Origin of the sequence: Porphyromonas bobii (genome assembly GCF_943169685.1) — a bacterium.
Lineage (GTDB): Bacteria > Bacteroidota > Bacteroidia > Bacteroidales > Porphyromonadaceae > Porphyromonas > Porphyromonas pasteri.
This window is the reverse complement of record NZ_CALPBU010000001.1, coordinates 219,050-231,112: the sequence shown is the minus strand read 5'-3', so window position 1 is coordinate 231,112 and position 12,063 is coordinate 219,050. Positions and strand designations below refer to the sequence as shown.

At 54.9% G+C, this 12,063-nt stretch carries 10 protein-coding genes; all 10 read right to left on the bottom strand.

Annotation, left to right across the window (positions count from 1 at the left end; all coding sequences use genetic code 11):
* Positions 1–146: 146 nt before the first annotated feature.
* Positions 147–1,400 carry a hemolysin family protein gene (locus KO088_RS00985; RefSeq protein WP_215492954.1) on the bottom strand — a complete coding sequence of 418 codons (1,254 nt, stop codon included), beginning with the start codon at positions 1,398–1,400 and terminating at the stop codon, positions 147–149.
* A 33-nt stretch (positions 1,401–1,433) separates the two neighbouring features.
* Complete coding sequence (gene lptC / locus KO088_RS00980) at positions 1,434–2,144, bottom strand: LPS export ABC transporter periplasmic protein LptC (RefSeq protein ID WP_215492953.1); 711 nt, start codon at positions 2,142–2,144, stop codon at positions 1,434–1,436.
* Between the two features lie 17 nt (positions 2,145–2,161).
* Positions 2,162–3,508 carry a tetratricopeptide repeat protein gene (locus tag KO088_RS00975; RefSeq protein ID WP_251419700.1) on the bottom strand — a complete coding sequence of 449 codons (1,347 nt, stop codon included), beginning with the start codon at positions 3,506–3,508 and terminating at the stop codon, positions 2,162–2,164.
* A gap of 98 nt (positions 3,509–3,606) precedes the next feature.
* Entirely contained in the window at positions 3,607–4,914 is a 1,308-nt protein-coding gene (bamG, locus tag KO088_RS00970) for a BamG family beta-barrel-assembly machinery protein (RefSeq protein WP_215492952.1), read from the bottom strand.
* On the bottom strand, positions 4,911–5,639 hold the full coding sequence (locus KO088_RS00965; protein ID WP_215492950.1) for a type III pantothenate kinase: 729 nt from the start codon (positions 5,637–5,639) through the stop codon (positions 4,911–4,913). Before KO088_RS00965 ends, bamG begins: the two co-directional genes overlap by 4 nt.
* 118 nt (positions 5,640–5,757) lie before the next feature.
* Positions 5,758–6,225: an rRNA maturation RNase YbeY gene (gene ybeY, locus KO088_RS00960; RefSeq protein ID WP_215492948.1), complete on the bottom strand. Its 468-nt coding sequence runs from the start codon at positions 6,223–6,225 to the stop codon at positions 5,758–5,760.
* 17 nt (positions 6,226–6,242) lie between these two features.
* Positions 6,243–6,875 (bottom strand): L-threonylcarbamoyladenylate synthase, encoded by a 633-nt coding sequence (locus tag KO088_RS00955; RefSeq protein ID WP_009433493.1) that lies wholly within the window; start codon positions 6,873–6,875, stop codon positions 6,243–6,245.
* Between the two features lie 29 nt (positions 6,876–6,904).
* On the bottom strand, positions 6,905–7,651 hold the full coding sequence (rlmB, locus tag KO088_RS00950) for a 23S rRNA (guanosine(2251)-2'-O)-methyltransferase RlmB (protein WP_215492947.1): 747 nt from the start codon (positions 7,649–7,651) through the stop codon (positions 6,905–6,907).
* A gap of 931 nt (positions 7,652–8,582) precedes the next feature.
* On the bottom strand, positions 8,583–10,580 hold the full coding sequence (locus KO088_RS00945) for a TonB-dependent receptor (protein ID WP_251419698.1): 1,998 nt from the start codon (positions 10,578–10,580) through the stop codon (positions 8,583–8,585).
* An 18-nt stretch (positions 10,581–10,598) separates the two neighbouring features.
* Positions 10,599–12,053 (bottom strand): sodium:solute symporter, encoded by a 1,455-nt coding sequence (locus KO088_RS00940; protein WP_215492946.1) that lies wholly within the window; start codon positions 12,051–12,053, stop codon positions 10,599–10,601.
* Between the last annotated feature and the right edge of the window lie 10 nt (positions 12,054–12,063).

Genomic DNA, 12,063 nt, shown 5'->3' with positions numbered 1-12,063 from the left:
TGAAGAGATGGCCTTGCGCAATGGTCTCCTCATAAGAATGCATTGATCGCCCCCTCAAGCAGTCAATAATAAAAGCCATCACCCTACCGCCACAGGATTATGTGAGCGGTAGGGTGATGGCTTTCCCTTGCGAAGGGAGGGAGGCACTATGCCTCGGGGAGGGTCATCTTGACCAAGACGATCTTCGTCGATGTGGAGCGGAGAATCTCAAAGCGCAGGTCACCGATCTCAAGGATCTGCCCCTGCGAAGGGATGCTGGGATGGTGGTACAAGATGTAGCCAGCGATAGTCATGAAGTCCTCATCCTCGGGGAGTGTCAGACCAAACTTCTCGTTGATATCATCGATCTCCATACGTCCGCTGAAGACGAAGGTACGATCATCAAGGCGCTTGGCTACACGCTTCTGACGGTCATGCTCATCCTCGATATCTCCGAAGAGCTCCTCGACGATATCCTCAAGCGTCACCATACCTGCCGTACCGCCAAGCTCGTCGATGACGACTGCGATACTCTTCTTTTTCTGCATCAAGAGGCGCATCAGCGTGCTGGCTTGCATACTCTCGGGGACGAAGAGGGCTGAGACGATGCGCTTCTGCCAGTCGTCACCGCGGAACATTTCACTCGAATGGATGTAGCCGACGACTTCGTCGATATTCTCCTTATAGACGATGAGCTTTGAGAGTCCCGTGCGGATGAAGAGTTCCTCAAGATGCGCACGCGTCGAGTCAATGCTTGCCCCGACGATCTCATTGCGAGGCCGGAGGCAATCACGCACCTGAAGGCCCGAGAAGGAGATGGCATTTTGGATGATCTTCACCTCCGTCTCGATACCCGAGGCCTGACCATCGTCCGAGCTATGCGTGAGGTAGTACTCGAGGTCCAGTGAAGAGAGCTGGGGGCGAATAGCCACACTTGAAGTACGCTGCCCTGCGAGGAAGAGGATCGCACGCGTGATCAGCCCAATGATCCAAGCAAAGGGATAGAGCAGGAGATAGACGAGGAAGAGGATCCCTGCGAAGAAGCGCATCGTGCGGTTGGGGTTAGCACGGAAGGTCACCTTCGGGAGGAATTCCCCGACGAAGAGGATCAGCAGCGTACTGAGGACCGACTGCGCCAAGAGAATGAGCCCATCATTCTCGCCCAAGAGGCTCTTGAGCCAAGGCTCCATCAGCACAGCGGTCAAGAGACCATAGATGACGAGGGCAACATTGTTCCCCAGGAGCATCGTCGTGATGAAGTGGTCGGGACGCGAGTAGAAGACACCTAAGATCCGAGCCGACACACCACCACGGCTTCGGTCAAGCTCAAGACGGAGCTTATCCGAAGAAAGGAAGGCGATCTCCATACCAGAGAAGAAGGCCGAAGCAATTAGGCAGAGGAATATATAGAGGTAAATCATCGTCGATGGTGAGAGCACACTGCGCTGAAGAGCTTAGAGATGGGGAGCTTGCTTCAGCGTATCGGCCCGTGGGGCTGCAGGTGCAGTAGGTGAGGTCGCCTTATTCTCGTCGTAGTCAAAGGCACCCTTGTTGTCGTAGATCTCATACCAGCTGAGATCATCCTTAGCATTGAAGTGGGAGCCACGAAGCTCCTTGCCTTGGGTGAGGAAGTAAGTCGTATCATCCGAATAGAGGCGCTTCTCAGCACGAAGCCAAAAGAGACGCTTCGTCTTGAGGCGCTGCCCATCAGGTCCCTGGACAAGGACGTGACCGATGAGCTCCCACTCCTCCTTGAGCGGTCGGCGGATAGCGGAGTCTGCCTTGATGAAGACCTGACTACCGCTCTTGAGGTCATAGGGCCGTAGGACAAGACCACGTGGGAAGACCCATTCATTGCGGTCATTACGCTCATAGATCAGAAGCTCGGGAGCGGTCATACGATAGCGGATGAGTCCAGAGTCCGAGATGAGCGTATTGAGCGCTACCATACGAGCTGTATAGAGCGAGTCGGGATTGACCGCCAGATTCTTCACCTCGACTTTCTTCTTGCTGCATGCCCCCAGCGAAAGGAAGAGCGTGCAGAAGACAAAGAGCATAGCGAAGGGATACGAACGAGAAGTCCCCCGCTGTCTGGATGGAGTATCCAGACGGCGGAGGGCTTCTTCCCTCTCTCTTGCACCTAAGTGCGAAGGGAGATCAGACATAGAGCGAGCTATGTAGATTAGGGGATGACGACACTTTCGCCACCGAAGCTAACCGTAGAACCCTTCTTGATATCAGGATGCATGAAGATCTCCTGTGCAGAGGGGAGGTAGCGAGAGTAGTTGGCGATAGCGCGATTAGCCTGAGCAGAGACCGAGGGGTCTACGCTGGCAGCATGGCGGAGCTTATTGATGACGAGATAGTAGTAGCAGCGCTGCTTGATCTTGTCATCGGGATAGTAGCGAGAAGCATTACCAGCGGAGAGCTCAGCGAGGTAGAGCAGTACGCGACCATTACGGGGATTCTCAGCGAGGATCTTGTTCCCGTAAGAGATAGCTGCACCACTGTTGCGCTGTACCTGAGCGATCTGGAAGAGTGCTTCGTAGCACTTGAGGCGGTCAGAAGAGTTCTTAGCCAGGTCAATAGCCTTGTTGAGGAACTCCGTAGCCTCAGCGTAGCGCTTATCGCGGATAGCTTCACCAGCGATACCCATAGCCGCCGTGACCGAAGGCTCGATATCGAAGAGGTAGCGACCGGCACGTACAGAAGCATTGCCATCGCAGCCTGCACGCTGGAAGAGTGCGAGGACATTCTGCAGGAAGGCCTTATCCGTCTTATGCTGATCGATCTTCTCTACCGTATAGGTCTTCTCGAGCTTGTCACAGCTGGCCAGACCGCTCTGAGCGAACTCCGTGTCCATCTGATTCTTGTACGTCTCGATGACCTTCTTAGCTTCGTCTGTCTCAGCAGCAGCGAGGATAGCATCTGCGTACTCAGCAGCCTGCGTATACTCGTTGATGTACTGGTCGATCTTCGACTCATCCTTAGAAGCGATGAGGCGCGAGCTGAAGACATAGTAGTAGAGGAGCTGGATAGGCGACTCGGCCTTGTAGCGCTCTACGACAGGCTTAGCCCACTGATAGACCTGTGTGAAGTCTGCATCAGCACCTGCGATCGTCTTGTAGTCCTCGATCTTATCAGCCAGGATCTGAGGCGTACCGACCTTAGCATCATCACCGAAGTAAGTGATACGGTCGTCATAGAGCTTCATCAGCTGGTTGAGGATCTTCTTCTTTTCATCTGCAGTCTTAGCCTGACCAAGCTTCCAGTGAAGGATCTTAGCACCGATGATGTATATATTCTTAGATGCTGCGGGGCAGTTGTCGTACGCCTTCTGCCAATGCTCATAGGCGTCGGCATAGTTCGCCGTCTTACCAAAGCTGGTCAGCAGGCTGATACTTTGGCGGCAGCGGATGCTGTCTTCACCTGAGCCAAAAGGAGTACCTGTAGCTCTACCCGTCTGGGCATAAGCAGCCGTCGAGAGAAGTCCGAGAGCTGCTACCAGGATCATTCTGTTCAGTTTCATTGTCTCTTGTCTTTAGTGTGTAAATGATTAGCGCATAGTCGGCCGTAGACCTCCACCATATAGAGCGGCGGATAGTCCATAGCAAGGCTATATAACCCCTAGTTGATACGTGCCTTGCGGAACCAGTTCTCATTGAAGAGAATCCCCACAGTGAGGCCAAGTGAGTGCTCACGCACCATACCGGTGGCCTGAGGAGTGAGGTACTTATAGTCTACGGTAATATTGACGAGCGAACGACGGTCGATGAGCGGCATACCGATACCGACCGATGCGGTGAGTTCATTGTAACCCTTCTGCTCACCCGAGGAGGTTGGGACGAGCATATAGGAGTTAGCCCCACTCAGACCAAAGCGATAGCGGGAGCGAGAGAAGAGTCCACGACCACGAGGATCGGGGATCCACTCGGCACCAAGGCCTACACGATAGTGATCGCGAGGTGCAGCACCATCCTGAGCAAGACCGGTAGCCTTAGCCCACTGCATATAGGTGAAGCCTGCTCCGACAAGGAGGCTCTCACTATGGCGATAGGTAGCACCGACCGAGTAGCTCATAGGCACATGGTGGAGGCTACGTGAGGTGATCGTATCTGAGGACTCGGGTACAAGCTGGCTGGAATTCTCTGCGCTGAGGAAGTGCTGATCGATGAGCGTCGAGCGGAGCTTGATCTCAGGGGCGAACGTAGCACCCACGACGAGGCTACGTCCCTTCTTCTGATCCAGATCCAGCTGGTACTGCGCACCGATATCAGCCTTGAAGCCCTTGAGCTGGAGCTGCGTGCGGTAGAAGGGATTGGATGCACCATCCGACCCGATATATACCTGACGCTCCTGCGTCGTGTAGCCGAAGACATAGGAGCCATTCACCCCGAGGGAGAAACCGCCAATACGCCCTGCTACACCGAGGTAAAGGTCGCTGAAGCCACCCTGTCCCAGATAGGTACGTTGATAGTTATTCTGGCTATCTCCCTGGAGCTTCTCGAGGCTACCGAAGCGATAGCCCACGGTCGAGAAGGGAGTGATCCCTGCACTGACCGCGATATGACGGCTCACGGGGAAGAGGATCGTAGCGTAATCAAGGTTACCCAAGACACGGCTATCACGATTCCCGCCCTCAGCGAGGTGAGATCCACGCAGCGACACTGCCAGATCCATGATGAAGGTCATGGAGTCGACAGCGGTATAGGAGGCAGGGTTAGCGGGGTTGACGACGAGGCCGTCACGCAGACCCGCACCGATACCCCCGAGAGCTCGTGTCGTAGCCGTCTGGCGCATACCGAGTGTCCCATAGCCGAAGCGACTATAGGGCGAGCGGTCTGAGTTGCTCTGGGCGCTAAGGGCGCCTGCTGTCCCAGCTGTAAGTAGTCCTGCGGAGAGGAGGTAGCTGAGGATCTTCTTCTGCTTTATCATCTGTTGTACTCCAGTATCTTATTCAGTCCATAGAGGACGAGGTCGGGCTCTACGCATACCTCTTCGGGGAGGTACTGCTCGATGAGAGGAGCATCGCCCCCTGTGACGTAGACCTTGACATTAGGGTCTGACGCCTTAGCTTCATCTATATATCCCTTGATCTCATAGATCACTCCACGGAGCACTCCTGAGGTAATCGCCTCGGAGGTTGTCTGCCCGAAGTCTCGTACGGGAGGCGTGATCTCGTGGATCAACGGTAGGCGCGAGGTGAAGTGATTCAGCGCCTTGAGTCGGGTATAGAGCCCTGGGGAGATATTCCCCCCGGTATATTCCCCCTTAGGGGAGATCTGCTCATAGGTGATCGCCGTCCCCAGGTCTATGACCAAGAGGCTGACACCCTCGGGTGCCAGAGTATGTGCCCCGACGACAGCCGCCATACGGTCACTACCGAGGCGCTTGCGGTCGTAAGCCACGCTTACAGGTACGGCTATATGCTCGTCGACCTGCAGCACGGTGGGGATACGCTCAGCGAGCAGGCTGAGTAGCATCTTGTCGACAGCTGCGACAGAGCTATAGATCGCCGCCTGCAGAGCTGGATGATCGGATAAGATGACCCCAGCTTCTCGTAGGGAAACTTGAGGGAAGGAGTAGTGGGCGATGAGCTCACCTCCATCCGCCACGGCCACTTTGCAGACCGAGTTTCCCTGATCGATGATTAAATTCACTTAGTGGTCAGATAGTCAATGATACCACAAAGAAACGGCTTTTATCTGGAATATACCGCAACTACGGTAAGAGGAGCGGCTTCCTATCACCGCGCCGAGGCACGATGAAGCCATCACTTTAGTCAAAGAGTGGCGTCCCTTCACCGACCAACTCATGCAGTCGGATCAAGGCCTTATCCTCTGCCTCACGCATACGCTCCTCGTCCTCGGGGCTCTTATCCTTGAGCCCGCAGAGATGGAGGACACCATGGATGATCACACGGTGCAGCTCTTCGGCATACTCGTTGCCAAGGAGCTCGGCATTGCTACGCACCGTATCAAGGCTGATAAGCATGTCCCCCGAGATCACATTCCCCTCACTCTCGTCGAAGGTGATGATATCGGTATAGTAGTCATGATCGAGAAAGTCTTGATTGGTCTGCAGGATGCGCTCATCACCACAGAACTGGTAGCAGAGCTCGCCGACACGACGGTCATAGCTGGCAGCGACCTCACGGATCCAGTTGCGAAGGACACGCTCTCGGAGGCGAGGCTCCTCGACGTCTTCGTCAGTATAGTAAGCTATAAGCTCAGATTCTTTCGACATAAGTGATATGCTGTAGTCTAATCTTTCTTGAGTAAGGGCTCCTCATCGGCCAGGCGCCCATGGCCATAGCGGAGCACCTCGAAGGGCTCCTCTGTGCAGTCGACGATCGTCGAGGGAGCCAGCGGGATGTCGCCAGCATCGAGGATGGTGTAGACGGCATTCCCGTAGCGCTCGTCGATGAGCTCGGGATTGGTGCAATACTCGGGCTCGTCCTCATCCTCTATGGGGAGCGAAGAGGTGATCAGTGGATTGCCTAAGTGCTCGGCAAGAAGACGGCCGATAGGATGCTGGGCAAGGCGGACACCCACCTCACGGCGCTGCTTGAAGATACGTGGCAGGGCACCCGATGCTGGGAGGATGAAGGTATAGTTGACCTCGTGATCCTTGATGAACTTAAAGGCGCGGTCATTCATCTTACAGTACTCTGACACCTGGCTCAGCGAAGCACAGGCGATAGAGAGCGCCTTCTTCTTCGGGTCGATCTTCTTTAGGCGACAGATCTCCTCGATGGCACGCTGGTGCAGCGCGTCACAGCAGTAGGCGTAGCCCGAAGCCGTGGGATAGATGAAGATCGCACCACGACGGAGCTCATCGACAAGCTCGGTGAGCAAGCGATAGTCGGGGGAGTCAGCGTAGATCTTAGTGAGCATAGTGTAGAGTAGCTATTATGAAAGGGCTATCACTCAGCACCGAGGCCTACCTGACGCACGACCTCATAGATGAGGATACCGCCAGCGACCGAGACATTGAGCGAACCGATAGCACCGACCTGGGGGATACGGACGATCTTATCCGCACGGCGCAGGACATCCTGTGACACCCCGTGATCTTCAGCCCCAAGGACCAGACCGAGGGGAAGCGACAGCTCACTCTCGGTATAGATATCTGCGGCCTTCTCTGAGGCAGCGACGATCTGGATGCCGTTCTCCTGCAGTAGGGTAACAGCAGCCTGTATCGAGCTGACTCGGCAGACGGGGATACGGTGGAGCGCCCCAGCGGAGGTCTTGACGGCATCGGCAGTCACCGACACACTCCCTCGCTCGGGGATGATGATCGCATCCACACCAGCGCACTCTGCCGTACGGGCGATAGCACCGAAGTTTCGCACATCCGTGAGTCCGTCCAAGAGGACAACGAAGGGAGAGCGTCCTTCTTCGTAGAGCATCGGGATGAGCTGATCCAGCTGCGTGTACTCGATCTCGCTGATGAAGGCGATGACCCCCTGATGCTGCTTGCGCGTCAGACGTGTCAGGCGCTCCTCGGGGACGATCTGCACAGGGATCGTACGCTCCTTGGCCACATCCATGATATGGCTCACTTCGCTGCTACGCAGTCCGCGCTTGAGTAAGATCTTATCAATCTCACGACCTGCCTCCAGGGCTTCGATAAGTGGGTGGATCCCGAAGATCAGGTTATTCTTTCCCATCAGTCCTTATACCTTATTATATACGTCAGTCTATTCTCTTTAGTTCGTGCCACACGCACCCCAGATCAATCGGGGCAGTTTCAGACGTGCGCACATAGAGCAAAGATACAAAAAGATAACAGCTCCTGCCCGTAGACTCACACAGCCACCTTGCTATCTCCCCTGCAGGCACCTCCACGAGGAGTGATCAGCACCACACGAGCGTGCGACACAGCTCCCCAGTCAAAGCGTAAAGAATAGGCCCCTCTCCTATTATCCGAGCAAGAGCATTCCATTGGAGTAGGTGCTATGAACCTATATAGGATGACGAAGAAAGCTATATTGCTTTGGACTGATCCCTATATAGCTTTGTGAAGTGACCTCTATTAGGTTGTTGCTCCGCGTAGGGATAAAAGTTCTGGACGAGTAGCAGATAAGTTTGGACTACGTACGTGGCTCTAATATCTACGTACGTGGATATTTGGATTTACGTGCCTGGTCTTTAAGACTACGTACATAGATAGAAGAATACCACTACGGGAAGGTGCATTTTTCTTCACGAAAACAAAGCTTTTCCCTCCGCTGAATAAGAGGAATACTCACGATAAGGCGAGGAGCTTGCGTATCACTTCGGAGGGGTATATCAGGGAGCTGGGCGTGCGATGCCTTAGCTGAATAAATAGAGGGCAGGACTCTGCCGCAACAGTCTCATATAGGTCAGCGGGAAGAGCTATATAGGTCACAGACTCGACCTATATTGGTCGTCACTCGGACCTATATAGGTCACGTCAGCGATCTATATAGGTTCATAGCACCCCATCCTATAACTACATACGTCCTCCACACTATTCACTTATGAAACAGGCATATAAAGCAAGCCCCCGACCTCAGGCATCTTCTTATGCACTTCGGTGGGGGCTTGACGTATCAACGTAGAAAGGGGGGAGCGTACCTATAGGCTGTAGCTGATACTCCCCGAGAGCCAGAAGCCAGGCTGCGGTACGCCAGCGATATCAGCGTACTGCGTGTCGGTGATATTATTCAGCTCGAGGCCAGCACGGAGGTGATTCGTCAGACGATAGTCGAGCTTGAGGTCAAGCGTCGCAAAGGGACTGGCTTGATTGACACGATCCTGATAGCGCAGCGCCCAGAGGGCTTCTATTCGAGAGCCGACGTTGTGTGCGAGCTGTGCCGTGAACTTGTGGCGGAGATAGTTCAGCGCATACTTAGACATCGCGACACCAGGAGCACGATGCCTCTGCGTCATATAGAGGTAGTCAAGGCTGAGACGTCCCGCATCACCAAGGAAGGGCAGGTACTCGCCAAGGCGAAGAGCCAGCCCAGCTTCGAGACCTTGGTTCGTAAGCTCAGCGATATTGTGCGAGGTGAAGGCCGTCTCCGTGCGGTCGAACTTCACCCAGTCAATGAGGTTGCTCCCCTTCATCAAGAAGTAAGAGAGGTGCGCCTCTACGTGCGAGGTCTGGTACTTCGCAATAGCCTCAAAGGAGTGGGCATACTCAGGCTGGAGATTGTCTCCATGCTTGTGGACAGGGTCGGTATACCAGAGGTCGTTCAAGGTCGGCAGACGCATCGAGCGACTCCAAGTAGCGACGAAGCTCCAGCGATCAAGGGGATGATAGTTCACACTCACCGAAGGGAGGAAGGTATACTTCCCTGAGAGGAGTGTATTATGACTCATAAGCGTCCCAGCGGAGATCAGCCACTTATCCAGCTTGACTGTATGCTCCAGACTGAGGCTGACATTCGTTCGACTACCGAACTTCGTGTAGTAGCTCTCGGGCTTAGCGCGTGGTGTACCGAGCTTATTCCCGATGACCTCCTCATAGCGAAGCTCACCACCGAGTGTCGTCGTCCCGAGGAGGGAGCTGTAGTTGGCGATGAGCCCAGCACCATAGTTATTCACGATATGGTGGTTCTGCCCAAAGGTCGTCCCACGCACCAGCTCGAAGCAGTCGTACTCACGATCCCAATAGATAGTGGGGAGAAGACGCAGGCGCTCACCACCAAGGTCACCACGCAGCGAGGCGATCATACGCTGGGTATGCTCGTACTGATTGGGATACTTAGCCGAATAGAAGGAGTTGGCACCAAACTTTTTCTCATTGTAGCCGAGCTGGAGATCCATCTTGTTCTCCGCTGGGAGATTTAGGCGTGTTTGCCAGAGGGCATTATAGATCTCGTAGTCGGTATTCGTGCGGTAGCCAGCACTGGAGCGGCGGCTCAGCGAGAGGCTATTCTCCGTCTTGCCCCACGTCATCGCTCCACGGAGCTCTGCACCCACGAGGCGGTGCATACCCGCAGTAGCCTTGGCATAGAGGGAGGTCTCTGCGCTGTGCTTGGTGATGATGTTGATAGCCCCCGAGAAAGCACCCGTACCATAGATAAGAGCTGAGGGGCCACGAAGCACCTCGATACGCTCGATATCCGAGAGGTTGATAGGGAAATCGAAGCTTAGGTGCCCCGTCTTACTGCTGCTGACATTGACCCCATTGAGGAGGATGACGATCTGCTCGTGTGAGCCGCCACGAATGGAGACATCGGCCTGTACCCCTTGGGCACCGCGCTGTGCGACGTCGATACCCGCTACATAGTTCAGCAGCTCTTGGATACTTCGCGCAGGGGTCTGGGCGATCTCACGTGCCGAGATGACGGTGACGAGTCGCGTAGCTTCATTCAGCGGGGTAGCTGTCTTAGAGGCTGTGACCGTGACCCCCGTAAGCTCCTTGTCGGGCTCACCGAGGTTGTACTCAGGCTCAGACGCAGCTACATTCTGCGCACTGACGGTGGAGGTGTAGGCGCAAGCCAGCGCCAGGCTGGTGAGCGTACCGATGTTGATGATACGGTGCATCGTGTTGAAGGCACCGTAGCTCTTGCGCGTCATACGCCGGAAGCGTAGCGCGACAGAGGTCTGCATGTTTGTTTGCTTCATCTGTAGATAAAAGATTGATTAGACGTGGACCTCACCTCGCTTGCCGTCACGAAGGAGACACAAGCCGAGGAAGGTAAATAAGCCATTGAATAGGAGAATCTCGTATCCGACCTTATAGCCCCATAGGCTCTCCGCTGCCACTGCGACGCCGTAGCTCACAAAGGGAGAGAGGATGCAGAGGTAGGGCGTGAAGCGATCACGTACCACCCAGCGTGTGAAGAGCCCGAAAGCGAAGAGTCCTAAGAGTGGCCCATAGGTATAGGAGACTGCCGTGAAGATCGTCTTCAGCAGGGAGCTCTGCTGGATCTGACTGATGAGGAGTACCATGAGAGCGAAGGCCACACACATAGCTAAATGAATCCACCAGCGACGGTGCTCCTCTACCGCATCATCCTCGAGCCTCATACCGAGGAGATCGGTACAGACCGAAGTCGTGAGGCTGGTCAGAGCCGAGTCAGCATTGGAGAATGAAGCAGCAGTAATACCCAGCGTGAAGAAGATCAGGACCCACGGACCTAAGTGCCCTGCGGCGAGGAAGGGCAGGATATCATCTCCTCGCTCAGGCAGGGTCAAGCCATGCGCTGCACCGAAGTGCAGGAGGAGAATCCCCAAGACGAGGAAGAGATAGTTCAGCGGGAGGAAGCCGAAGCCGTAGGTAAGCATATTCGTACGGGCCTCACGGAGTGTACGGCACGTGAGGTTCTTCTGCATCATATTCTGATCCAAGCCCGTCATCACGATGACGATGAAGATACCGCTGACGAACTGCTTCCAGAAGTACAGCGGGCTCGTCCAGTCGTCAAAGAAGAAGACTCGGCTGTGGGGATCTTCCCTGACCAAGCGCACGATACCCGAGAGGTTAAGCCCCAGTTGCCCCGAGACGACATAGACGATGAGTCCCAGCGTGAGCACAAGGCAGACCGTCTGCAAGACGTCCGTCCAGATGATCGTACCCATGCCACCACGCTGCGTGTAGAGCCAGATGATGCCGACGACCCCGAGGACCGTGACGATATACGGCACTCCTATCGGAGCAAAGACGAGCTGCTGCAGGATAAGCGTGATGAGGAAGAGCTTCGCGGCTGCCCCGAAGAGCTTCGAGATGATGAAGAAGAGTGCACCCGTACGATAGCTATGCCGTCCGAAGCGCTGCTCCAGATAGGTATAGATCGAGACGAGCTGTAGACGATAGTAGAGTGGCAGGAGGACATAGGCGATGACGATGTAGCCAAAGAAGAAGCCCAAGACCAGCTGCATATAGCTCATATCCATCTGCTGCACCATCCCTGGCACCGAGACGAAGGTCACACCCGAGATCGAGTCGCCGAGCATCCCGATCGAGACGATCCACCAAGGGGTAGCACGCCCTGCAAGGAAGAAGTCCGCATTCGTGCCTCGTCTACGCGTCCAGAAGGTGATAAGGAAGAGGAAGAAGAGATAGAGGACGAAGGTAATCAGTACACCCTGTACCATAATGATAGAT

Excerpts from the sequence above, each read along its gene's own strand:
- bamG (WP_215492952.1), bottom strand. The coding sequence starts at position 4,914 with ATGATAAAGCAGAAGAAGATCCTCAGCTACCTCCTCTCCGCAGGACTA.
- KO088_RS00985 (WP_215492954.1), bottom strand. The coding sequence starts at position 1,400 with ATGATTTACCTCTATATATTCCTCTGCCTAATTGCTTCGGCCTTCTTC.
- KO088_RS00975 (WP_251419700.1), bottom strand. The coding sequence starts at position 3,508 with ATGAAACTGAACAGAATGATCCTGGTAGCAGCTCTCGGACTTCTCTCG.
- KO088_RS00945 (WP_251419698.1), bottom strand. The coding sequence starts at position 10,580 with ATGAAGCAAACAAACATGCAGACCTCTGTCGCGCTACGCTTCCGGCGT.
- lptC (WP_215492953.1), bottom strand. The coding sequence starts at position 2,144 with ATGTCTGATCTCCCTTCGCACTTAGGTGCAAGAGAGAGGGAAGAAGCC.
- ybeY (WP_215492948.1), bottom strand. The coding sequence starts at position 6,225 with ATGTCGAAAGAATCTGAGCTTATAGCTTACTATACTGACGAAGACGTC.
- KO088_RS00940 (WP_215492946.1), bottom strand. The coding sequence starts at position 12,053 with ATGGTACAGGGTGTACTGATTACCTTCGTCCTCTATCTCTTCTTCCTC.
- rlmB (WP_215492947.1), bottom strand. The coding sequence starts at position 7,651 with ATGGGAAAGAATAACCTGATCTTCGGGATCCACCCACTTATCGAAGCC.
- KO088_RS00955 (WP_009433493.1), bottom strand. The coding sequence starts at position 6,875 with ATGCTCACTAAGATCTACGCTGACTCCCCCGACTATCGCTTGCTCACC.